This window comes from Hymenobacter sp. DG01, from assembly GCF_006352025.1.
Classification (GTDB): Bacteria; Bacteroidota; Bacteroidia; order Cytophagales; family Hymenobacteraceae; genus Hymenobacter.
The window spans coordinates 833766-856335 of sequence record NZ_CP040936.1 but is presented as its reverse complement, the minus strand read 5'-3'; the positions used below and the strand labels follow the sequence as shown (position 1 = coordinate 856335).

Genomic DNA, 22570 nt, shown 5'->3' with positions numbered 1-22570 from the left:
CTGAGGCTAAAGCGGAATACCGATGCAATAGTAGAATAACAGGAAAAAGTAAAACCAGAGTAACGAACCGCTTTTAGTAACCGTAACGGCAGCAACAGTTTCACTATTTACTTTCCCCTGCATGAACCAGCCTCAAACCAACTCCGCTTCTTCCTCTGCCAACTCCGCCAGCTCCGATAACTCCCTGCTCGGCCAGGCTCAGCAGCTTCTGGGCAAAGACAACGTAGCCAGCCTGCTCGGCCAGGTCGGCAAGAGCTTTTCCAAGCTTAGCACCACCCAGAAAATTGTGGGCGGGGCTCTGCTCGCGGCCGGCGCCGTGTATTTTACCACCCGCAACAAGCAAGCTGCCAGCAGCCAGCCCGATGAAGCCTCCACGCTCAACGAGCTGCTATACTTCGTCAACGACCGGATTGAAGGCTACCAGCGCGCCGTGGACGAAAGCCAGGACCCGCAGCAGCGTGGCTACTACAAGCAACTGGTTAGCCAGAGCCAGCGCTTCGCCAACGAGTTGAACGCCCACCTCCGCGAGCTGGGCGGCGGCCGCCAGACCGGCACCACGGTAAAAGGCAAGCTCTACCGCCGCTGGATGGACGCCAAAGCCGCCATTACTGGCTCCGATGAAAAGGCCATTCTGGGCGCCAACATTTACGGCGAAGAGTGGGCCCTGAAAGCCTACGAGGACGCCCTCAGCAGCCAGAGCCTGACCGGCGAGCTGCGCCAGGAAGTAGAGCGCCAATATGCCCAGTCGCAGAAAACCCACGAAGAGCTGAAAAAGCGTCAGGATCAGCAGTAAGCGCCCCACGCATACCCTTTGGAACCCTCTGTTGCCGGCTTAACCAAGCCGGCAACAGAGGGTTCTGTGTTTACCAGCCGCTCACAAGTAGGGCCGCCGGGCAGGGCTTTCCCGGAGAGCCGCTAAGCAGGACTTTGCCTACGGACGATACGCTACTCAAGGTATTTGCCAGAAAACAGTGCGGGCGTGTTGATTTAGGCGCGGAATAGTGTCGGATAACCTGGTGTTTTTTACGTGACAACCCACCTACCGCTCAGCCGCCGGATTTCGGCCTGCAGCTGAAAAAGGGCCTCACATTGCGTGTGCGCTAAGTGTATAACTGGGTGCACAAGGCGGCATTTGCCTGATAATGTAGTGCTTGCCAGGGCTTGGATTCTCACGGGAAGGAACGATACATTGGCAACGACAAGCCCCTCCTTTCAGGGGCGGCCGGGGGTTGATTCCCTTTTTCAACGGGTCCGGCCACGTCCCTACTGCCTCTCCCATCCTACCTCCTTCCGTTATGTCAACCTCCCGCCGCGACTTCCTGAAGTCGGCTGCCCTGCTTTCGGCCGGGGCCCTGGTGTCGCCTACCCTGCTTTCGGCCGCCAACCCTGTCCCCAAATCCTACATCGGTCTGCAGCTTTACACCGTGCGTGAGGCCATGCAGAAAGACCCGGCCGGCACCCTGGCCCGCATCGCGAAGCTGGGCTATACCTCCGTGGAGGGCGCCACTTACACGGGCAGCCAGAAGTTTTATGGCATGGAGCCAGCGGCCTTCGCCAAGCAGCTCAAGCAAACCGGGTTGATTATGCCCAGCAGCCATTACCGCCTCGGCGAGGAGCAGGACAAAGGCCAGCCTGTGCAAGGCACTATGCTGCACGGCTGGGACAAAGCCGTGGACGACGCAGCCCAAGCCGGCGTGAAGTACATGGTCTGCGCCTACCTCTCGGAAGCTGAGCGGGGCAACCTCGACCACTACAAGCTGCTGGCCGACCGCCTCAACAAGGCCGGGGAGCGGTGCAAGAAAGCCGGCATCCAGCTCTGCTACCACAACCACGACTTCGAGTTTATGCCTCTGGAAGGCCAGATGCCCTTCGATGTGCTGCTGAGCGCCACCGATAAAGATCTGCTGAAAATGGAGCTGGACCTGTACTGGGCCACCAAGGCGGGCCAGGACCCGGTGGCTTTGTTTCAGAAGCACTCCGGCCGCTTCCCGCTCTGGCACGTCAAGGACATGGACAACACGCCTAAGCGCGACTTCACGGAGGTGGGCAGCGGCGTCATCGACTTCAAGCGCATCTTCGCCCAGGCCAACACGGCGGGCCTGAAGTACTTCTTCGTGGAGCAGGACCAGACACCCGGCTCTCCCTTCGACAGCATCCAGAAAAGCATTGCCCACATCAAGCGCACCCTGGTGTAGTTGTGAGTTGCCGGTTGTGAGTTACCAGTTGTTATGGGTGAGTTGCCGGTGCTCAGGCCCTTCTGCCTACCCTCCTTTCTCATTGACAACTCGCAACTGGCAACCGGCAACTCAGAACTGATAACCGGCAACCGATTAATCCCACCCGTTTTATGGAAAAAAACACCTACGATGCCATTGTCATCGGGTCCGGCATTTCGGGCGGCATGGCCGCTAAAGAGCTGACGGAGAAAGGCCTCAAGACCATTATGCTGGAGCGTGGCCGCAACGTAGAGCACATTAAGGACTACGTGAATGCCAATAAGGCGCCCTGGGAGCTACCCCACCGCGGCGGCAAAACCCAGCAGATGATAGCCGACTACCCCGTGTTGGGCCGCGACTACACCCTGAACGAGAGCAACCTCGATTTCTGGGTAGATGAAAAGGAAAGCCCTTACGTGGAGGTGAAGCCTTTCGACTGGTTCCGGGGCTACCAGGTGGGCGGCCGCTCCCTGATGTGGGGGCGCCAATCGTACCGCTGGAGCGACTACGACTTTGAGGCCAACGCCAAGGACGGCGTTGCCGTGGACTGGCCCATCCGCTACCAGGACCTGGCCCCGTGGTATAGCCGCGTAGAGAAGTTTGCCGGTATCAGCGGCAACCGCGACGGGCTGCCCCAGCTCCCCGACGGCGACTTTATGCCGCCTATGGAAATGAACTGCGTGGAAAAGGACGTGGCCGCCCGCATCAAAAAGAACTTCAAAGACCGCCACATGGTCATTGGCCGCACGGCCAACATCACCAAAGCCCATAACAACCGCACCAACTGCCAGTACCGCAACAAGTGCTGGCTGGGCTGCCCGTTCGGGGCCTACTTCAGCACGCAGTCGGCCAGCTTGCCGGCGGCGGTGGCTACCGGCAACCTCACCCTGCGGCCGTTTTCCATCGTCACCAAAATCCTCTACGACAAGGATACCAAGCGGGCTAAGGGGGTAGAGGTGCTCGATGCGGAAACCAACCAGACCTACGAGTATTTCGCCAAGATTATCTTCCTGAACGCCTCTACCCTCAACTCGGCCTGGGTGCTGATGAATTCTGCCACTGACGTGTGGCCCGAGGGGCTGGGCAGCAGCAGCGGCGAGCTAGGCCACAACCTCATGGACCACCACTTCCGGGCGGGGGCTCATGGCGAAATGCCGGGCTACGAGGACCAATACGTGTACGGACGCCGGGCCAACGGCATTTACGTGCCCCGCTTCCGCAACCTGTTTGGCGACAAGCGCGACTATATCCGGGGCTTCGGCTACCAGGGCGGGGCCGGCCGAGAGGGCTGGAGCCGGGAAATTGCGGAGATGAGTCTGGGCGGTGATTTCAAGGACGCCCTCACCGAGCCGGGCCAGTGGACCATGGGGCTGGGAGCCTTCGGCGAAACCCTGCCCTACCACGATAACCGCGTCTTCCTCGATAAAACCAAGAAGGATAAGTGGGGGCTGCCCGTACTGGCCATGGACGCCAGCATTCGGGACAACGAGCAGAAAATGCGCATCGATATGATGCAGGACGCCCAGGAAATGCTGGAAAAAGCGGGCCTCAAAAACGTGAAGACCTACAACAATGGCTACAACATGGGCGGCGGCATTCATGAGATGGGCACCGCCCGCATGGGCCGCGACCCGAAAACCTCAGTGCTCAACAAGCACAATCAGGTTTGGGACGCTCCCAACGTGTACGTAACCGACGGCGCTTGCATGACGTCGGCGGCCTGCCAGAACCCCTCCCTCACCTACATGGCCCTCACGGCCCGCGCCGTGGACCACGCCGTGGGCGAGCTGAAAAAGCAAAACGTGTAACTCCCTACCCCTATGAACAGAAGAGACGCAGTAGCCCGCGTAGCCCTCATCATGGGTGGCACCCTCATCGGCGGCGACTATTTCCTGACCAGCTGCTCCTCCCCGGAGGCCGAGAAGGAAAAGAGCGGCACCGCCAAAGCCAGAAAGCCGGAAAAGCCCTTCCTCAGCCAGGGCCAGGTGGCCTACCTCAATGAAGTAGGTGAAACCATTCTGCCCACTACCAAAACGCCCGGCGCCAAAGCCGCCGACGTGGGCTCTTTCATGGCCGTGATGGTAAAGGACTGCTACAAGCCCGCCGATCAGCAGATTTTCCTGAAAGGCCTGACCCAGCTGGAGCAGGCCAGCCAGCAGAAAAACGGCAAAGGCTTTATGGAGCTGGCCCCCGCCCAGCGCACGGCCCTGCTCACGGCCCTTGATGCCGAGCAGAAGCAGTACAGCCAAACTAAAACCCGGGAAGCGCCCAACCACTACTTCCGGATGATAAAGGAGCTGACCCTGCTGGGTTACTTCACCTCCGAAGTGGGCAGCACCAAGGCCCTGCGCTACCTGCCTGTTCCCGGCCGGTACGACGGCTGTGTGCCCTACAAAAAAGGCGACCGGGCCTGGGCTACCACGTAAATCAGTTGCCAGTGGAGAGTTGTGAGTTGTCAGTTGCCGGTTGTGAGTTTCCAGTTGTTAGGTGCAAAGACTTTCTACTGGCAACTCACAACTGACAACTCACAACCGGCAACTGACAACCGATAACTCACAACTCAATGATACGATTAGGAATGATTGGCGGCGGGCAGGGGGCCTTTATCGGGGCCGTGCACCGGCACGCCGCTGCCCTCGATGGACTGTATGAGCTGGTAGCCGGCGCGTTCAGCAGCAACCCCGAAACCTCGAAAGCCAGCGGGCACCTGCTGGGGCTACCCCCCGAGCGGGTCTATATCTCCTACGAGGAGCTGATTCAGCAGGAAAAACAGCGGCCGGAAGCCGAGCGGGTGCAGGTGATATCCATCGTGACACCCAACCACCTGCACTTTGCGCCGGCCAAACTGGCCCTGGAAAATGGCTTTCACGTTGTGCTGGATAAGCCCATGACGTTTTCCCTGGCCGAGGCCCGGGAGCTGGAGCAGGTAGCCGCCGCCAGTGGCTGCCGCTTTTGCCTGACGCATACTTACACGGGCTACCCCATGGTGAAAGAGGCCCGGCAGTTGGTAGCTTCCGGCGAGCTGGGCACCATTCGGAAGGCCTACGTGGAGTATCCGCAGGGCTGGCTGAGCACCTTCGAGGAAGGCGGCGCCAACAAGCAGGCCTCCTGGCGCACCGACCCCGCCCGCAGCGGCGTGGCCGGCGCTATGGGCGACATTGGCACCCACGCCTTCAACCTGCTGGAGTACGTAACGGGTCTGACGGTCACCCAGCTCTGCGCCGACATCAACACGGTAGTGCCCGGTCGCCAGCTCGACGATGATGGGGCCGTGCTGCTGCGCCTGACGGGTGGGGCCAGCGGGGTGCTGGTAGCTACCCAAGTGGCGGCCGGCGAGGAAAACAACCTGCGACTGCGGGTGTACGGCGAGAAAGGTGGGCTGGAATGGCAGCAGGCCGACGCCAATACGCTGCTAGTAAAGTGGCTGGACCGCCCCACGGAAATTCGCCGGACCGGTGCCGGCTACACGAGCTCCTACGCCCGCCACAACACCCGCACCCCGGCCGGCCACCCCGAGGGCTACCTCGAAGCCTTTGCCAACCTCTACCGCAACTTCGCCCTCAGCCTGCAAGCCGACCTCAGCGGCACCCTTGCCCCGCCCGAAGCCCTCGACTACCCCGGTATTGCGGAAGGAGTGCGCGGCATGGCCTTTATTGAAAACGTAATTGCCTCGGGCCGCTCCGATCAGAAGTGGACTGAGTTTACCGTATAGCTGCGTATGAAAACCATCAAGGGACCCGCCATTTTCCTGGCGCAGTTTATTTCCGACGAGCCGCCGTTCAATAGCCTGGAGTCTATCTGTCAGTGGGCCAGCTCCCTGGGCTTTAAGGGCGTGCAGCTGCCTACCCTCGATAAGCGCTTTATTGACTTGCAGCTGGCCGCCGAAAGCCAGACCTACGCCGACGAGCTGAAAGGCAAGGTGCAGGCCGCCGGCCTCGAAATCACGGAGCTTTCAACCCACCTACAAGGCCAACTGGTGGCCGTAAACCCAGCGTATGATCAGCTGTTCGATGGCTTCGCGCCCGAAGCCCTGCGCGGCAACCCCGCCGCCCGCCAGGAGTGGGCCGTGCAGCAGTTGAAGTACGCGGCCAAAGCCTCGCAGAACCTGGGGCTCACGGCCCACGCCACTTTCAGTGGGGCCCTGCTCTGGCCCATGGTGTACCCCTGGCCTCAACGCCCGGCCAGCATCGTGGAAACTGGCTTTACAGAGTTGGCCCGACGCTGGCTGCCCATTCTGAACACGTTTGACGAGTGCGGGGTGGATGTGTGCTACGAGGTGCATGCCGGCGAGGACCTGCACGATGGCATCAGCTACGAGATGTTCCTGGAGAAAGTGCGGCAGCACCCCCGCGCCTGCCTGCTCTACGACCCCTCCCACTTCGTGCTTCAGTGCCTCGACTACCTGGAGTACATCGACATCTACCACGAGCGGATTCGGGCTTTTCACGTCAAGGATGCGGAGTTCAACCCCACCGGCCGCCAGGGCGTGTACGGGGGCTACCAGAGCTGGGTGGACCGCGCCGGCCGCTTCCGCTCCCTCGGCGACGGGCAGGTGGATTTCAAGGCCGTTTTCAGTAAGATGGCGCAGTACGACTTCCCTGGCTGGGCCGTGCTGGAGTGGGAATGCGCCCTTAAGCACCCCGAAGACGGCGCCCGCGAAGGCGCAGCTTTCATCCAAAACCACATCATCCGCGTCACCGACAAGGCTTTCGATGACTTCGCGGCGGCCGGCACCGACGAGGCCCGTAACCGCCAGTTGCTCGGTCTGTAACTTTCTCTGCTTCTGTTCCTATGAAAAACGCTTTTCTGCTTTTGAGTTTCTGTGCCGCCTTGGCTTCGTGTGGTTCTGAATCGGATAAAACCGCCGGTAAAGGCAAGGAGGAATATACCCTCGCCGACTCCGAAGAAACCCTGAACACCGACAGCACCACCGGCTCCAACGTCACGGCCGTAGCCCATCAGCCTCAGATAGATACCAACGCCACCAAAATTGGCACGGCGCCCACCGGCGGCGCGGTAGCCCGGGGTGCCAAGCTGATTGAAGGCGCCGACTGCACCGGCTGCCACCGCGAAAACGATAAGCTGCTCGGCCCGGCCTACAAAGCCGTAGCGGAGAAGTACCCCAACACCCCCGCCAACGTGAAGATGCTGGCCCAGAAAGTTATTCAGGGCGGCAAAGGCAACTGGGGCGATATTGCCATGACGCCCCACCCCGGCCTCTCTGAAGCCGATGCCGAGGAAATGACCCGCTACATCCTGAGCCTGAAGTAGTTTTTCCGCAAGTACCGCGCCTGTCATCCTGAGTGAAGCGAAGGACCTCCACTGTTAGCAATTACCTTCTGTAGAGGTCCTTCGCTCCCGCTCAGGATGACGGATAGCGACCTGACCAGCAGCTCCCCTACCCCCATTCCTTTCCCAAACCCCACCACGTATGAATGCCACGACCCGGATTAAGCTGTCTATCATGATGTTCCTGGAGTTTTTTATCTGGGGTGCGTGGTTCGTGACGCTGGGCACTTACCTGCTGCGTAATCTTAGCGCTTCGGGCACCCAGGTGGGGGTAGCATTTCTGACTCAGTCCATTGGCGCCATTGTGGCCCCGTTCATCATTGGGCTCATTGCCGACCGTTTTTTCTCGGCCCAGAAGATTCTGGGGGTGCTGCACCTGGCCGGGGCGCTGCTGCTGTGGCGGGCCTCCACCGCCCCCGACTTCAGCTCTTTCTACCCTAACATTCTCACCTATATGGTGCTGTACATGCCCACGCTGGCCCTGGTGAACTCCATTGCGTTTCGGCAGATGCAGAACCCGCAGAAGGAGTTTGCCACCATCCGGGTACTGGGTACGCTGGGCTGGATTGTGGCCGGCCTCACTATTGGCTGGCTGAACTGGGAGCAAAGCGGCAGCCTGCAGAGCACCTTCCTGATGGCGGCCGGAGCCTCGGCCCTGCTGGGCGTGTTTAGCTTCACCTTGCCCGCTACCCCACCAGTAAAGCGCGGCCAGTCCACTTCCCTGGGCGACATGCTGGGCCTCGATGCCATTGGCCTGCTCAAGAACCGCTCCTATCTTATTTTCTTTCTGGCTTCCATTGCCATCTGCATTCCGCTAGCCTTTTACTACGGTTTTACTAACCCCTTCCTCAACGAAGTAGGCATGAAGGGCGCCGCCGGGGTGCAAAGCCTCGGGCAGGTGTCGGAGCTGCTGTTCATGCTCCTGATTCCGGTATTTTTCAGCCGCCTGGGGGTGAAGAAGATGCTGGCCATTGGCATGGTAGCCTGGGTGTTGCGCTACGTGTTTTTCGCCTACGGCAATGGGGAAAGCAGCTACTGGATGCTGATTGCGGGCATTGTGCTGCACGGCATCTGCTACGACTTTTTCTTCGTAACGGGCCAGATCTACACCGATAACCTCGCGGGAGAGCGGTTCAAAAGCTCAGCCCAGGGCTTCATTACATTGGCTACTTATGGGGTGGGCATGCTCATTGGCACCCTGCTCTCGGGCCGCATCTTCGACGCCTACCAGCTTTCGGCTACCTCCCACGACTGGCGCATGATCTGGCTGATTCCGGCGGGCATTGCCGGGGTAGTGGTGGTGCTGTTCCTGCTCCTGTTCCGCGACCGGCCCCAGGCCCAGGCCACGGAAGCTGCCGCGTACGACGACGCCGATACCACTTCCGCCTTGGCTTCGGCCGCTAACTAACCCTACCCCCTATGGCTACCTGGAACCGTCGGGCCGCTTTGCAGGGCCTGTTGACCAGTGCCGCCACGGTGGGCGCGCTGGGCCTGGCCGCGGCCTGTTCTCCTTCTGAAGAGCAGAAAGCCACCGGCAACGAAGCCTTGAAGGGCGCGCTGAAACAGGCCGTGTGCCGCTGGTGCTTCCAGGACATGCCTCTGGAGAAACTTTGCGCGGCCGCCAAGGAAATGGGCCTGCGAGGCATCGACCTGGTAAGGCCGAAGGACTGGCCCACTCTGAAGAAGTACGGGCTGGAGTCCTCGATGTGCAACGGGGCCGAAATCAACCTAACCGACGGCTTCAACGACCCGCGGTTTCATGCCCAGCTGCAGAAGCAGTACACCGAGATGATTCCGCAAGTGGCCCAGGCCGGCTACCGCAACCTGATTTGCTTTAGTGGCAGTCGCCGAGGCCTTTCGGATGCCCAGGGTCTGGAAAACTGCGCCCGGGGTCTGCAGCCCCTGCTGAAGCTGGCCGCTCAGCACAACGTGGTGCTGGTAATGGAGCTGCTCAACAGCAAAATCGACCACAAAGACTACCAGTGCGACCGAACCAGCTGGGGCGTAGCCTTGGCCCGGAAGATGGGCTCGGAGAACTTCAAGCTGCTCTACGACATCTACCACATGCAAATCAATGAGGGCGACGTTATCCGGACTCTCACCGAGCACCACGCTTACATTGCCCACTACCACACGGCCGGCGTACCCGGCCGCCACGAAATCGGGGACGCGCAGGAGCTGAACTACCCCGCCATCATGCGCGCCATTAAAGCCACCGGCTTCCAGGGCTACGTGGCCCAGGAGTTCATGCCTCAGCAAGCCGACAAGCTGGCCTCCCTGCGCCAGGCCGTGCAGCTCTGCGACGTGTAAGGCTGCCAGCCATGTTTTTGTCATGCCGAGCGAGAGCGAGGAATCTGGGTTAAACTCGTGTGGATTACTCCTGATTCCTCGCTCCTACTCGGCATGACAACCTTTCTTTTATTCCCTACCCCCTTGCCTACCATGAAGGCCGCTCTACTTGTTTCCGGATTATTTCTCAGCTTTTCGATGATGGCCCAGGCCCAGCAAACCGGCAAACCGGAAGACACGGAAGTATGGGAGCCCGTCCCGAAAACCGTAACGGCCAGCCCCAACCTGGCCCCTCCGCCTTCCGATGCCGTGGTGCTCTTCAACGGCCAGGACCTCAGCCCGTGGGTGAGCACCGAAAACCGCACCGCGCCGGCCAAGTGGCAGGTGGCGGGCGGCCTGCTGACCGTGGACAAAAAAGCGGGCAACATCGAAACCCGGCAGACTTTCACCAATTACCAGCTGCACCTGGAGTGGCGCATTCCAGCGGGCATGCGCGAAACGGGACAGTCCCGCGGCAACAGCGGCGTGTTTCTGGCCTCCATCGGCAAGGGCGACCTGGGCTACGAGCTGCAGATTCTGGACTCCTACCAGAACAAAACCTACGTAAATGGCATGGCGGGCAGCATTTATAAGCAGCACATCCCGCTGGCTAACCCCGCCCGCAAGCCCGGCGAGTGGCAATCGTACGACGTGCTCTGGACCGCGCCCGTGTTCAAGGCCGATGGCTCTCTGCAAGCGCCGGCCCGCGTGACGGTGTGGTTTAACGGGGTAGTAGTGCAGAACAACACGGTACTGGCCGGCCCTACCCAGTACATTGGCAAGCCCAGCTACCAGCAGGCCCACGGCCCCTCGCCTATCAAGCTGCAGGCCCACGGCGACCCCAGCGCGCCCATCAGCTTCCGCAACATCTGGGTGCGTAAGTTATAGCCTGCCTGCTAGTTAACGCCCTAACCCCTTCATTCTTGCCAACCCAGCGCAAGCAGATATTCGGCAGCGTCGAATATCTGTTTGCGCTGGGTTGAACTGCCTGCTGGCTGGCGCGGTGGTGGGCACTGCAGGGCAGCTTACGGCCTGAACATCCCCTTCGCCTGCTTTATTCAAGCCAACTTAATCTTGTCAAAAGCAAAATATTTCGCCAGCTGTTTTGAAACGCTCTTATCTTGAGCCCCAAACTCAGCTTTCGGCACTGCGGCCAAGGCGTACGCTCCGTCTTCTTGAGGGAATTACGTGTTCTTTTCTAGCTTTCCGGCCTCAACCGGGTTATGGTAGCTTGTAGTGCTTTGCTGGGCTCGTTGTCGGTACGAGTGAGTTTGAGACGGGCTTCCCCGGCCTTTCTGGGTTTATTTTTGACTTGTTTTCCCTGCCTATGCGTTCAGAATCGACCAAACCAGAGATATTTCAGCAAGTTGAGCAGCAGCTCCGGCAGCAGGGCTTTGGCATTGAGCGCCAGGACCAGACGCGCCCCTGGGGCGGTTTCTTCGTGATTGACGAAAACCAGGCCCAGCCGTTTGCTGACACCTATTTCGATGGTCTTTCGGTGGATAGCCTACGCATCGCGGGCAAGCTGAGCCCCAAGGTGCTGCTGGTGGCGCCGCACCAACGCCTGTCGTGGCAGTACCACCACCGCCGGGCCGAAATCTGGCGCGTGGTGAGCGGCACTGTGGGCATTATCACCAGCTACACCAACGAGGAAGGCGAACTGAAAAAGTACAGCCCCGGCGAGCAGATTACTTTGCAGCAGGGCGAGCGGCACCGCCTCATTGGCCTGGAGGGCTGGGGAACCGTAGCCGAAATCTGGCAGCACACCAACGCCGATGAGCCCTCTGACGAGGACGACATCGTGCGCGTGCAGGACGACTTCGGCCGCTAACTAGCTGCTGCCCTACCCACCAAGGCTGCCTACCCCTGCCGGGTGGGCGGCTTTTTTGTGCGGCGTTTTGTGTTGCAGAAGCCTCGGTTTGTATAGCTCCTACCCCTGGCGGCGGCCAGACCTTTGTGTGGTAATCCATTCACCTACTTACTTCACAAACAGAATATGAGCACCATCAAACAAGTAGCCCTGGGCAGCCAGGGCCTGCACGTATCAGTAGAGGGCCTGGGCTGCATGGGTATGACGGCCGGCGTAAGTGGCATGAGCGTGTACGGCGAGGCTGATGAAGCCGAAAGCCTAGCTACCCTTGACCGGGCCCTGGAATTGGGCGTAACCCTGCTGGACACCGCCGACTTATATGGCCCCATGCTGAACGAGCGGCTGGTGGGCCGGGCCATTGCCGGCCGGCGCCACCAATTCACCCTGGCCACTAAATTCGGCTTTGAAGTGGACGACCAGGAAAACTGGACCGGCGGCTACAACGGCCAGCCCGCCTACGTGCGCAAATCCATTGAACGCTCCCTGCGCAACCTCGGCACCGACTACGTGGACCTGTACTACCTGCACCGCGTGGACCCCAACGTGCCCGTGGAGGAAACCGTGGGAGCCATGAGCCGGCTGGTAGAAGAAGGCAAAGTGCGCTACCTGGGCCTCTCGGAGGTATCGGCGGAGGTACTGCGCCGGGGCCACGCCGTGCACCCCATCACGGCCCTGCAAACCGAGTACTCCCTCTTCGACCGGCACGTAGAGGAAGAAGGCATTCTCCAGGCCACTCGGGAAATGGGCATTGGCTTCGTGGCCTACTCGCCCCTGGGCCGGGGCTTTCTGTCGGGCGAAATCAAGACCCCGGACGATTTCGAGCCCAATGATTCGCGCCGCATTTTCCCGCGTTACCAGGGCGAGAACTTCTATAAGAACATTGCCTTGGTAGAAAAACTGCAGGCGCTGGCCCAAACCAAAGGCGTGACAACCGCCCAGCTGGCCCTGGCCTGGGTGCTCACGCAGGGGGTAGTGGCCATTCCGGGCACCAAGCGCCGCAAGCACCTGGAGCAGAACGTAGCGGCGGCCAGCCTTACCTTGTCGGTGCAGGAGCTGGCTGAGCTTGATGCCATCATGCCGGTTGGCAGTGCCGCGGGGGCCGCCTACCCCCCTGGGCTGTAAGCAAGTGCCTACCCCGGCCGAAACCGCGAAGCCGCGCAGGCTTTACGCTTTCGGCCGGGGTAGGAATAGCGCATCCTTAAGCTCACTTTCCCATGAAACATCCCACCAGTGAATTTCAGGTGCTGAACACCGTAACCGACTATGCCCGCTTCTACGGGCTGCCGGCGCCGGCCCACCCGCTGCTTACCGTCATCGACCTGGAGTACGCCCGTTGCCTGCCGCGCGTAACTACGCCCGTAGTGCAGCAGCTCTACACCGTGGCCCTGAAACGCGGGCTGAAGGGTGGCACCATCTACTACGGCCGGCAGTCGTACGATTTCAGTGAGGGCGTGCTTTTCTTTTTAGGGCCGGGGCAGGTGTTTGCGGCCGACGAAACGCTGGACGTGTCGCAGATAGAAGGTTTGATGCTGGTCTTTCACCCCGACTTGCTGCTGAAGTATCCGCTAGGGAAGAAAATCGGTAGTCTTGGCTTTTTCTCCTACCAGGCCAACGAGGCGTTGCACCTTTCAGCCAAAGAACAAGGACTGCTGGAAAACCTGCTGCAAGGCATCCGCGCCGAATACGAGCTGCCCATTGATGCCTTTAGCCAGGATGTGTTGGTTTCCCAGCTCGAGGTGCTGCTGAGCTACGCCAACCGCTTCTACCACCGCCAGTTTCTGACGCGCCGCACGGCTGAGCACGATTTGCTTACCCGCTTCGAGGAGTTGCTGACCGGGTACTTTGCCCAGGAAACCGAGCAGAGTCTGCCCTCGGTGCAGTACTTCGCCGATGCGCTCCATGTCTCGCCGGCCTACCTCAGCGACATGCTGCGCACCCTCACCGGCCAGAACACCCAGCAGCACATTCATCATCACCTCATCGAAAAAGCCAAACGCCTGCTGCTCACTACCTCCCTCTCCATCAACGAAACCGCCTTTCAGCTGGGCTTCGAGTACCCGCAGTACTTCACCCGCCTGTTCAAAAGCAAAACCGGCCAAACGCCCGCCGCTTACCGTTTTTCGGCGCAGTAGAAGGCTTTGGGGCGCAAAATGGGGTAGGACGCGTAACCAGGCTTGAATTTGCTACCCCTGTTTCCAGCCCAAATCCGGCTACCTTTGCGGGACGAACAACCCGCTTATGACTTCGACTACCCTCACCTTCGCCGACCTGGGCCTTACCCCTGAGCTGCTGCAAGCCCTGGAAGAACTGCAATTCCAGGCCCCTACCCCCGTGCAGGAGCAGGTAGTGCCCATGGCCCTGGCCGGGCAGGACGTGGCCGGACAGGCCCCCACGGGCTCGGGCAAAACGGCCGCCTACGGCCTCTCGGTGCTGCAGCAGCTGGACCTGAAGCTGGACGCCGTGCAGGTGATTGTGCTGGTGCCCGCCCGCGAGCTGGCCCTGCAGGTGCGCGACGCCCTCAAGAAGCTGGGCAAGTTTATGCCCAACCTGCGGGTAGCAGCCTTCTACGGCGGCCACGCCTTCCGCGAGGAAACGGCCTCCCTGACCCAGGCCCCGCACATTGTGGTGGCCACGCCGGGCCGTCTGCTCGACCACTTTGAGCGCCGCAGCATCATCCCGAACCAGCTGAAAACCCTGATTCTGGACGAGGCCGACAAGCTGCTGGAATTGGGCTTTCAGGATGAGTTGGTGGAAATTGTAAAGCGCCTGCCCCGCCGCCGCCAGACCCTGCTGTTCTCGGCTACCATGTCGGATAAGGTAGTGGAGCTGATCCGGAAAAACCTGACCCGCCCCCGCGTGGTGAATGCCGGTGAGGACACCGATGAGCTGCCCGAAAACTTGACTCTGCTGGGCCATGTGGGCACTGTAGAAAAGAAGCCCGCTGCTCTGCTCCACCTGCTGCATCAGCCCGAAACCGGCCGCGCCCTCATCTTCTGCAACACCCGGGAGCGGTGCATGGAGCTGACGCGGTTTCTGGTGGGCCGGGGGGTAGCAGCCGAGGTGCTGCACGGCAAAATGCCCCAGCCCGAGCGCGACAAAGCCCTGCTGAAGCTGCGCAACGGCTCCAGCCAGGTGCTGGTAGCCACCGACGTAGCCGCCCGTGGCATCGACGTAACCCAGCTTGATACGGTGGTGCAGTACGATGCCCCCGACAAGGCCGATGCCTTCCAGCACCGGGCTGGCCGCACGGCCCGCGCCGGCGCCGAGGGTACGGCTCACATTCTGGTAACCGACAAGGAGCAGGCCCACGTGAAAAAGTGGCCGGTAGCAGCTTCCATTCAGTGGAAAGCCATGCACGCGCCCAAGCTGCCCCCGGCCGCGCCCAAAGCGCCCCGCCCCGAAAACGTGACTCTGCACGTTTCGGCCGGTAAGAAAGACAAGGTTAGCGCCCATGATTTGGTGGGGGCCTTTGTGAACGTAGGCGGGGTAGCCCGCGAGGAAGTGGGCCGCATCGAGGTGTTCGACTACTACAGCTACGTGGCCGTGCCGCGCCAGCAGGCCAAAGAAGTGGCCGAGCGCCTGGCCGGAGCCAAAGTGAAAGGCAAAAAAGTGCGGGTATCGGTGGTGGAATAGCCCCTGCCTCAGCACCTCTTATTCCAGATTGCCCACCGGGGGCGCAGCTGTTGCTGCGCCCCCGGTTTGTTTTTGCTCCTGTGGTGCCGACCCGCTGGGGATAAATCAGAGCTGCTGCCTGGAAACAGTTGCGAAAAAGTACCCCTGGCTTTATTGTTTCTTATCCGGCGAGGCTGGGCCACCTGCGCCTTCTTTCAGGCCCTAACCCACCAAAAAAGCCAACCGGAGGCGTGTGTAGTAAGTGTATAAGGCCCCCAGTAGGCGACGGAAACGCAGTTTTTCCGGCTTGTATTCTCCACCGGAAGGCCAATATATTTGGCTGATGCCGCTTTTCTGAGGCGCGGTAGGCCACCAGTTTCCGGCCCTGTGGCTTTGGCTCCGCCCTACGCCCGCCCCTACCCCCGTGCACCTTCCCAATCCCTTGGCCATCCTGCGGACCAAAATATCCGGCAGCCCGGCATCTGTCCTTCCTCTCCCTGTTGCCCCGCATGTTTACCCTTCCTCATGCCGCCCGCACCCTGGCCTTCCTGCTTGCGCTGGGGGTAGGCGCTGGCTGCCAGCGTATGCCCCAAACGGGCGCCATTCCCGCTAAAGGAACGGCCGCCTTCTGGCTGACCAACCCAGATAAATCCGTACTGTTTCAGCCCCAAACGGCCTTGCGCTGGAACACGGCCACCCCGGCGGCTGGCACGCCCGTGATTGAAATCGATGAGAAGCAGACCTTCCAGACCATGGATGGGTTTGGCTATTGCCTCACGGGCGGCAGCGCCGAGCTCCTGCACGCTATGAGCCCGACGGCGCGCCAGGCCATTCTGCGCGAGCTGTTCGCCACGGATGGAAACAACATCGGGGTCAGCTACCTGCGCCTGAGCATTGGGGCCTCCGACCTGGACGCCCGCGTGTTCAGCTACGACGACCTGCCCACCGGACAAACCGACCCCACCCTGGCCCGCTTCAGCCTGGCCCCCGACCGCCAGCACCTGATTCCGGTGCTCAAGGAAATTCTGGCCATCAACCCGCGCATTAAACTACTGGGCTCGCCCTGGTCGCCACCCGTCTGGATGAAAACCAACGGGGAGTCGAAGGGCGGCTCCCTGAAGCCGGAGTTCTATGATGCCTACGCCCGCTATTTCGTGAAGTACATCCAGGGAATGAAGGCGGAAGGCATCCGGCTGGATGCCATTACGGTGCAGAACGAGCCCCTTCACCCCGGCAACAACCCCAGTCTGCTCATGCTCCCCGAGCAGCAGGCCGAGTTTGTGAAGCGCCACCTGGGCCCCACGTTCCGGCAGGAGAAAATCGACACGAAAATCATCGTGTACGACCACAACGCCGACCGACCCGACTACCCCCTCACCATTCTCCAGGACCCCGAGGCCAGGAAATACGTCGATGGCTCGGCCTTTCACCTCTACGCCGGCCCCATTGAGGCCCTGAGCCAGGTGCACGACGCTCACCCTGACAAGCACGTGTATTTCACGGAGCAGTGGGTGGGCTCGAAAAGCAGGTTTGAGGACAATTTCCCCTGGCACATCCGCACCCTGATGATTGGGGCTACCCGCAACTGGGCCCGCACCGTGCTGGAGTGGAACCTGGCCGCCGACCCGCAGCAAAACCCACATACGCCGGGCGGCTGCACCGAGTGCCGCGGGGCCCTCACCCTGGACGGCAACACCGTTCGGCGCGAAGATGCCTACTACATCATTGCTCACGCCAGCAAGTTCGTGCGGCCGGGCTCGGTGCGCATTGCCTCCACTGATTCCGAAACGCTGCCCAACGTGGCTTTTAAAACCCCGGCCGGGCAGCAGGTAGTGCTGGTGCAGAACAACACCGCGTCTCCCCAGTCCTTCAGCCTACGCTACCAGACTAAACACTTGGCCTCCACCCTCGCTCCGGGCGCTGCCGGCACCTACGTATGGTAAGGCACCCAGTAGCCGTGCGCGCCGGGCGTGGCGGGCCGCTGGCTCCGTCAGTTTATTATTGTATGCAACTACTCACGCACATTTACCCGGGCGTTGCCGCGGCCCTGCTGGGTGGTGCCCTGCTCCTGACAGGCTGCGGCGGCAACGCCGGCTCCGACCCTACCCCCCAGCCCCCTACGGCACCGCCCCCACCTACTACGACCGGGCCCTCGCAGGTAGCGCTGTGGCTTACCACGCCGGATAAAACGGCCCTGTTCAGCAAGCAGGCAGTAACCCTGAACTTCAAGGCCGGCACGAGCGACAACCCCACTATTGACGTGGACACTACCCGCACTTACCAGACCATAGACGGCTTTGGCTACTCCCTGACGGGGGGCAGTGCCCAGCTGCTCAACCAGATGAGCGCCTCCAACCGCGCTGCCCTGCTGAAAGAGCTGTTTGCCACCGATGAGGGCCACATCGGAACCAGCTACCTGCGCATCAGCATCGGGGCATCGGATTTGGATGAGCGCCCCTTCACCTACAACGACCTGCCCGCCGGCCAGACCGACCTCACCCTGGCCCGCTTCAGCCTGGCCCCCGACCAGCAGCATCTCATTCCGGTGCTCAAGGAAATTCTGGCTATCAACCCCAGCCTCAAGCTGCTGGGCTCGCCCTGGACGGCCCCGCCCTGGATGAAAACCAACGGCAGCTACATTGGCGGCTCGCTGCGGCCCGAGTACTATGCCGTGTACGCCCAGTATTTTGTGCAGTACCTGCGGGCCATGCAGGCCGAGGGCATCCGGCTGGATGCCATTACGCTGCAGAACGAGCCCCTGCACGGGGGCAACAACCCCAGCATGTTGATGACGGCCTCCGAGCAGGCTACCTTCATCCGCGACCATGTGGGTCCGGCGCTGCGGGCGGCGGGCCTGAGCACCAAAATCATTCTCTACGACCACAACCTCGACCGGCCCGACTACCCCCTGAGCATTCTGCTGGACCCCGAGGCCCGGCAGTACGTCGATGGCTCGGCCTTTCACCTCTACGGGGGCTCTATTTCGACTATGAGCCAGGTGCATAACGCCTACCCCAACAAGCACGTGTATTTCACGGAGCAGTGGACCGGCGGCCCCGGCAACTTCGCCGCCGACCTGAGCTGGCACCTGGACAACCTCATCATCGGGGCTACCCGCAACTGGAGCCGCAACGTGCTGGAGTGGAACCTGGCCGCCGACCAGAACTACGGTCCGCACACCACCGGTGGGTGCAGTACCTGCCTGGGCGCCCTTACCATTAGCGGCAACACCGTCACGCGCAACTCGGCCTACTACACAGTGGCCCACGCGGCTAAGTTCGCGCGGCCGGGCTCGGTGCGCATTGCCACCAACCTGCCCGGCACCCTGCCGAATGTGGCCTTCAAAACCCCTTCCGGCCAGAAAGTGCTCATCGTGCTTAATACGGGCGCGTCCCAAACGTTCGACATCCGGTACCGCGGCCAGATAGTTACTACCCGGCTCGACGGAGGAGCCGTCGGGACGTACGTCTGGTAAGGGCCGGCCACGACGGGTAGCCGGGGGTAGCTCAAACCGGCCTGTCCCGCGTGGTTCTCACTTGTACATCTCCGCTTCCTATATGCAAAAAACTGTTTTAGCCGTGCTGCTGGCCTCCGGGTTGAGTACGGCCGCTTTCGCTCAGAAATCCGCACCCTCACCCAAAGCCTACTCAGCGGCCGGCCGTCAGGTGCAGGTGTACACCACCGCTAACCAAACCGACCTGCGCCTTTCGGCCACCGACAAACTTAGCTTTAAGGAGGTTGGTCAGCCCCTGGAAACCCAGCCTACGGTGTTCGTGGACCCTACCCATACGTTCCAGACTATGCTGGGCATAGGCGCGGCTCTCACCGACGCCTCGGCCGAAACCTTTGCCAAGCTGCCCAAAGCCCGGCAGCAGGAGTTTCTGCAGGCTTACTTCAGCCCCACTCAGGGCATCGGCTATACCCTGGGCCGTACCAACATCAACAGCTGCGACTTCTCCAGCGACATCTACACCTACGTGCAGGATGGTGACAAGGACCTGAAGAGCTTTGATATCAGGCACGACGAGAAGTACAAGATGCCGTTCATTAAGCAGGCCACGGCCGCGGCGGGCGGCAAGCTCACGTTCTACGTAAGTCCCTGGAGTCCGCCAGCCTGGATGAAGGACACCAAAAACATGCTGCAGGGCGGCAAGCTGCTGCCCGAGTTCCGCCAGAGCTGGGCCAACTACTACGTCAAGTTCATTAAGGCCTACGAGAAGGCAGGCATTCCCATCTGGGGCCTCACGGTGCAGAACGAGCCCATGGCCAAGCAGCGGTGGGAGTCGTGCATTTTTACAGCCGAGGAGGAGCGCGACTTCGTGAAAAACTACCTCGGGCCTACCCTGCACAAAAGCGGGCTTAAGGATAAGAAACTCATCGGCTGGGACCATAACCGCGACCTGATGTTCCAGCGGGCCGCTACCCTCTTCGATGACCCCGAAGCCAGCAAATACTTCTGGGGACTGGGCTACCACTGGTACGAAACCTGGACCGGCAGCGCTATGCAATTCGACAACCTGCGCCGCGTGCACGAAACCTACCCCGACAAGCACCTCATCTTCACGGAAGGCTGCGTGGAGGACTTCCAGCTGGGCAACGTGCAGGACTGGAAGCTGGGCGAGCGGTACGGCAACTCCATGATCAACGACTTCAACGCCGGCACCGTGGCCTGGACCGACTGGAACATTTTGCTCGACGAAACCGGCGGGCCCAACCACGTGGGCAACTTCTGCTACGCCCCCGTCATCGGCGACACCCGCAGCGGCCAGCTGATTTATACCAACGCCTACTACTACATCGGGCACTTCAGCAAGTTCATCCGCCCCGGCGCCCGGCGCATCGCCACCGCCTCCAGCCGCGACGTGCTGCAAACCACGGCCTTCCTGAATCCCGATGGCAAAGTGGCCGTGGTCGTCATGAACCAAACCGACCAGGAGCAGCCCTTCCAGCTCTGGATCAAGGGCCAGGCCGCCCAGGCCACCAGCCGCCCCCGCTCCATCATGACGCTGGTAATCAACTAAGCAATTTTCAATCTACTCTTGGGTATGCCAAGAAGTTACTTTGTTGCGTCCCATTATCCGAAGGACATCTTCGGCCCTCCTCCTCTATCCCTATTGCATCTTTTGTGAATCTGGTTCCAGCGGCGTCATCCAGACACTGTTTTATAAGCTACTTCGGCTTATTGGAACCCGGTAAGAATGCTTTTCCACCAATTCTTACTTTATATGAAACAACTGACGCGACTTGCCATCTATAGCTTAGGGTGGCTATTCACACTACTAAGTAGCTGCACGAAAGACCAGCAGGAGCCAGCCCCTGCCGGCCAAAACCAGACGATTAGTTTAAAGCCCGTAGATACCCGACTTCTACAGCAGCTGTATTCATAGAAGCAATACAGCCGGCAACTGGTGCAACGGTTGGCCCCTGGAGCAGGTACCACTGTGTGGACCTGGACACCGCTCTGGGAACAGGCAATCGAAAGGAAACGGCCCGGATCTGGTTCCTACATATATGTGCCTTTAGAACTGCGGCAAACGGTGGAGCCCCACATACTCAAAATGGAGGGCAAACGGCGCTACCTACGATTTGAGCAAGTAAATAACCAGTGGCTTGCCAGTGTACGATCTTATTTTTATACCCTACCGAAAGGAAGGTTACAGTCGTCTATAACTGAGGTTAGCGCGGCGAAATTCCTGTCCACTTTTACGGGAGATGTGCTTACGCAAGTGCTGGAAACTGGTGAAGTAACCCACAGCACCTATAGGAATGGAAAATGGCAACCGCCCCAGAGCAATAAGCCAGCAAGCGGAGCCGCAGCCCGAGCCAGCGCATATTGTACTACGTTTTATGACTGCTCATGGTACCTATCTTGCCCTCCACCTTACACGTATCATGACGTTCGTGTAATCGGCACCACAGGTCAAGATTATTGTGAGCCTCCGTATGGCTACACCTTGGAATGTGGATATGAGACGCAATATGAGCTTCAGGTCTCCTACCCTTATCAGGCATGTGTGGATACTGGGGACGATCCTGGGGATGACCCAGGCGACAATGGTAGCGGTGATGAGTACACTTATGATTTCCGGCCGGTCAGCCCCAACACGCCCGAACCAGATTTGCGCTCTGATTGCAACTCGTGGCAATTTCGTGCTGTTGGACCTAGTGGCTATATGGCCTGTGGCGTGCGCAATATGGAGGTTGACATACTATTCCGCTACAACAATCCCGACGGCAGTTTTGGCGCTGGAATAGGTATTTATAAAGGCAATCTTTACTTCGAAATGCCTCCACGTTACACACCTGGTGAAGCAGCTACGATTTGTGCAAACGCAAAGGACGAAGTAGAAGAAGAATTAGAACAGCAGTACGGGAACTCATATCCGCCAGACATTGCTGCAACCATCAACACGGCTTTCTACAACAAAATGGCAGCCAAGCTTAGGCCTTATGGGGGTCGCATCACTCGCACGCCCAACTACCCCAACACACCTGTGGCTGCATATGCCCACAGTCTGACTGGTGGAGGTAACTGCAACTAGTTTTACGCTATGGATTCGCTACCCTACTTTTTGCTTCTATTAAAGAAAAACGCACTGCTGGCCTCTATTATTGCCCGTGGCACACTGGTCGGTACCGATCTGCACGCCGTACCGCATTTCACACATTCGGCTCAAGCAGTGGACCTACTTGATTTTTCCTTGAGCCCAGATGAAACGTTTGAGAAAGTGGGAATAGTAGAGCTAGACAGCGGCGAGCTCAACATCAGTTTTCAAACGTCTAGTGCCAATTATTACGAACAACCAAGTTACTACTTTGGACGGTTGGCAGCTGAACGCGTACGCCCTTCTTATTTAATCAATAATCAGGAAATACGTACACGGAGCAAGTGCCTCGGCGAGTTCAACTTGCGCCCTGCCCCAGCTCCGCCCGTTGTCGTGTGGCTGCGCCATTCTACTCTTTACGGCTACATAATACGCATCCAACTGCCAACGGCTAATAGTGCAGCCGAGCTCATCATCGATTAACGCGACGTATGAATATGCTAGCTACCCTATTAGCCGCGCTTCGCACTGCCCAACAGCATCGATTGAAAACCGTTGTGCACATGTAAGTATATTATTTCTTCATCCCAATTGCCTACACATAAGAAGGAATATCGGCTATCTGCCGATATTCCTTCTTATGTGTAGGCAATTGGGAACAATCAATTACTAGGCTGGCGAAACATCTTAGGCGTCAGATTTGGATTAGC

General features: G+C 59.8%; 19 protein-coding genes. All 19 read left to right on the top strand.

From position 1 onward, the window contains the following. The first annotated feature begins 121 nt into the window (after positions 1-121). The 19 genes from FGZ14_RS03585 to FGZ14_RS03495 all read left to right on the top strand — a co-directional run bounded on the left by FGZ14_RS03585 (position 122) and on the right by FGZ14_RS03495 (position 22343). Positions 122-793 (top strand): PA2169 family four-helix-bundle protein, encoded by a 672-nt coding sequence (locus FGZ14_RS03585; RefSeq protein ID WP_139921296.1) that lies wholly within the window; start codon positions 122-124, stop codon positions 791-793. A gap of 502 nt (positions 794-1295) precedes the next feature. Beyond that, complete coding sequence (locus tag FGZ14_RS03580; protein WP_139921294.1) at positions 1296-2195, top strand: sugar phosphate isomerase/epimerase; 900 nt, start codon at positions 1296-1298, stop codon at positions 2193-2195. A 152-nt stretch (positions 2196-2347) separates the two neighbouring features. Next, a complete protein-coding gene (locus FGZ14_RS03575) occupies positions 2348-4024 on the top strand; it encodes a GMC oxidoreductase (RefSeq protein WP_139921291.1) in 1677 nt (558 codons plus the stop codon). Positions 4025-4036: 12 nt separating this feature from the next. After that, positions 4037-4642 carry a gluconate 2-dehydrogenase subunit 3 family protein gene (locus FGZ14_RS03570; RefSeq protein WP_139921289.1) on the top strand — a complete coding sequence of 202 codons (606 nt, stop codon included), beginning with the start codon at positions 4037-4039 and terminating at the stop codon, positions 4640-4642. Between the two features lie 137 nt (positions 4643-4779). Continuing rightward, positions 4780-5928, top strand: a complete 1149-nt coding sequence (locus FGZ14_RS03565; RefSeq protein WP_219601050.1) for a Gfo/Idh/MocA family protein — start codon at positions 4780-4782, stop codon at positions 5926-5928. Between the two features lie 6 nt (positions 5929-5934). Next, complete coding sequence (locus FGZ14_RS03560) at positions 5935-6987, top strand: sugar phosphate isomerase/epimerase (protein WP_139921287.1); 1053 nt, start codon at positions 5935-5937, stop codon at positions 6985-6987. Positions 6988-7007: 20 nt separating this feature from the next. Then, complete coding sequence (locus tag FGZ14_RS03555) at positions 7008-7487, top strand: c-type cytochrome (protein ID WP_139921285.1); 480 nt, start codon at positions 7008-7010, stop codon at positions 7485-7487. 160 nt (positions 7488-7647) lie between these two features. Beyond that, positions 7648-8913 carry a nucleoside permease gene (locus tag FGZ14_RS03550; RefSeq protein WP_139921283.1) on the top strand — a complete coding sequence of 422 codons (1266 nt, stop codon included), beginning with the start codon at positions 7648-7650 and terminating at the stop codon, positions 8911-8913. A gap of 11 nt (positions 8914-8924) precedes the next feature. Beyond that, positions 8925-9815, top strand: a complete 891-nt coding sequence (locus FGZ14_RS03545) for a hydroxypyruvate isomerase family protein (protein ID WP_139921281.1) — start codon at positions 8925-8927, stop codon at positions 9813-9815. A 93-nt stretch (positions 9816-9908) separates the two neighbouring features. After that, on the top strand, positions 9909-10721 hold the full coding sequence (locus FGZ14_RS03540; RefSeq protein ID WP_257883332.1) for a DUF1080 domain-containing protein: 813 nt from the start codon (positions 9909-9911) through the stop codon (positions 10719-10721). A gap of 439 nt (positions 10722-11160) precedes the next feature. Further along, positions 11161-11664, top strand: a complete 504-nt coding sequence (locus FGZ14_RS03535) for a phosphoheptose isomerase (RefSeq protein WP_139921279.1) — start codon at positions 11161-11163, stop codon at positions 11662-11664. A 165-nt stretch (positions 11665-11829) separates the two neighbouring features. Further along, positions 11830-12825 carry an aldo/keto reductase gene (locus FGZ14_RS03530; protein WP_139921277.1) on the top strand — a complete coding sequence of 332 codons (996 nt, stop codon included), beginning with the start codon at positions 11830-11832 and terminating at the stop codon, positions 12823-12825. Between the two features lie 92 nt (positions 12826-12917). After that, positions 12918-13835: an AraC family transcriptional regulator gene (locus FGZ14_RS03525; RefSeq protein WP_139921275.1), complete on the top strand. Its 918-nt coding sequence runs from the start codon at positions 12918-12920 to the stop codon at positions 13833-13835. Positions 13836-13941: 106 nt separating this feature from the next. Beyond that, positions 13942-15336, top strand: coding sequence for a DEAD/DEAH box helicase (locus tag FGZ14_RS03520; RefSeq protein WP_139921273.1), 1395 nt, complete (start codon positions 13942-13944; stop codon positions 15334-15336). Between the two features lie 488 nt (positions 15337-15824). Continuing rightward, a complete protein-coding gene (locus tag FGZ14_RS03515) occupies positions 15825-17258 on the top strand; it encodes a glycoside hydrolase family 30 beta sandwich domain-containing protein (RefSeq protein WP_139921271.1) in 1434 nt (477 codons plus the stop codon). A 62-nt stretch (positions 17259-17320) separates the two neighbouring features. Continuing rightward, entirely contained in the window at positions 17321-18790 is a 1470-nt protein-coding gene (locus FGZ14_RS03510) for a glycoside hydrolase family 30 beta sandwich domain-containing protein (RefSeq protein ID WP_139921269.1), read from the top strand. 82 nt (positions 18791-18872) lie between these two features. Then, positions 18873-20336, top strand: coding sequence for a glycoside hydrolase family 30 beta sandwich domain-containing protein (locus FGZ14_RS03505; RefSeq protein WP_139921267.1), 1464 nt, complete (start codon positions 18873-18875; stop codon positions 20334-20336). 492 nt (positions 20337-20828) lie between these two features. After that, positions 20829-21857, top strand: coding sequence for a hypothetical protein (locus tag FGZ14_RS21890; protein WP_139921265.1), 1029 nt, complete (start codon positions 20829-20831; stop codon positions 21855-21857). Between the two features lie 9 nt (positions 21858-21866). Continuing rightward, complete coding sequence (locus tag FGZ14_RS03495) at positions 21867-22343, top strand: hypothetical protein (RefSeq protein WP_139921262.1); 477 nt, start codon at positions 21867-21869, stop codon at positions 22341-22343. The last annotated feature ends 227 nt before the right edge of the window (positions 22344-22570 follow it).

Excerpts from the sequence above, each read along its gene's own strand:
- FGZ14_RS03585 (WP_139921296.1), top strand. The coding sequence starts at position 122 with ATGAACCAGCCTCAAACCAACTCCGCTTCTTCCTCTGCCAACTCCGCC.
- FGZ14_RS03580 (WP_139921294.1), top strand. The coding sequence starts at position 1,296 with ATGTCAACCTCCCGCCGCGACTTCCTGAAGTCGGCTGCCCTGCTTTCG.
- FGZ14_RS03575 (WP_139921291.1), top strand. The coding sequence starts at position 2,348 with ATGGAAAAAAACACCTACGATGCCATTGTCATCGGGTCCGGCATTTCG.
- FGZ14_RS03570 (WP_139921289.1), top strand. The coding sequence starts at position 4,037 with ATGAACAGAAGAGACGCAGTAGCCCGCGTAGCCCTCATCATGGGTGGC.
- FGZ14_RS03565 (WP_219601050.1), top strand. The coding sequence starts at position 4,780 with ATGATACGATTAGGAATGATTGGCGGCGGGCAGGGGGCCTTTATCGGG.
- FGZ14_RS03560 (WP_139921287.1), top strand. The coding sequence starts at position 5,935 with ATGAAAACCATCAAGGGACCCGCCATTTTCCTGGCGCAGTTTATTTCC.
- FGZ14_RS03555 (WP_139921285.1), top strand. The coding sequence starts at position 7,008 with ATGAAAAACGCTTTTCTGCTTTTGAGTTTCTGTGCCGCCTTGGCTTCG.
- FGZ14_RS03550 (WP_139921283.1), top strand. The coding sequence starts at position 7,648 with ATGAATGCCACGACCCGGATTAAGCTGTCTATCATGATGTTCCTGGAG.
- FGZ14_RS03545 (WP_139921281.1), top strand. The coding sequence starts at position 8,925 with ATGGCTACCTGGAACCGTCGGGCCGCTTTGCAGGGCCTGTTGACCAGT.
- FGZ14_RS03540 (WP_257883332.1), top strand. The coding sequence starts at position 9,909 with ATGACAACCTTTCTTTTATTCCCTACCCCCTTGCCTACCATGAAGGCC.
- FGZ14_RS03535 (WP_139921279.1), top strand. The coding sequence starts at position 11,161 with ATGCGTTCAGAATCGACCAAACCAGAGATATTTCAGCAAGTTGAGCAG.
- FGZ14_RS03530 (WP_139921277.1), top strand. The coding sequence starts at position 11,830 with ATGAGCACCATCAAACAAGTAGCCCTGGGCAGCCAGGGCCTGCACGTA.
- FGZ14_RS03525 (WP_139921275.1), top strand. The coding sequence starts at position 12,918 with ATGAAACATCCCACCAGTGAATTTCAGGTGCTGAACACCGTAACCGAC.
- FGZ14_RS03520 (WP_139921273.1), top strand. The coding sequence starts at position 13,942 with ATGACTTCGACTACCCTCACCTTCGCCGACCTGGGCCTTACCCCTGAG.
- FGZ14_RS03515 (WP_139921271.1), top strand. The coding sequence starts at position 15,825 with ATGTTTACCCTTCCTCATGCCGCCCGCACCCTGGCCTTCCTGCTTGCG.
- FGZ14_RS03510 (WP_139921269.1), top strand. The coding sequence starts at position 17,321 with ATGCAACTACTCACGCACATTTACCCGGGCGTTGCCGCGGCCCTGCTG.
- FGZ14_RS03505 (WP_139921267.1), top strand. The coding sequence starts at position 18,873 with ATGCAAAAAACTGTTTTAGCCGTGCTGCTGGCCTCCGGGTTGAGTACG.
- FGZ14_RS03495 (WP_139921262.1), top strand. The coding sequence starts at position 21,867 with ATGGATTCGCTACCCTACTTTTTGCTTCTATTAAAGAAAAACGCACTG.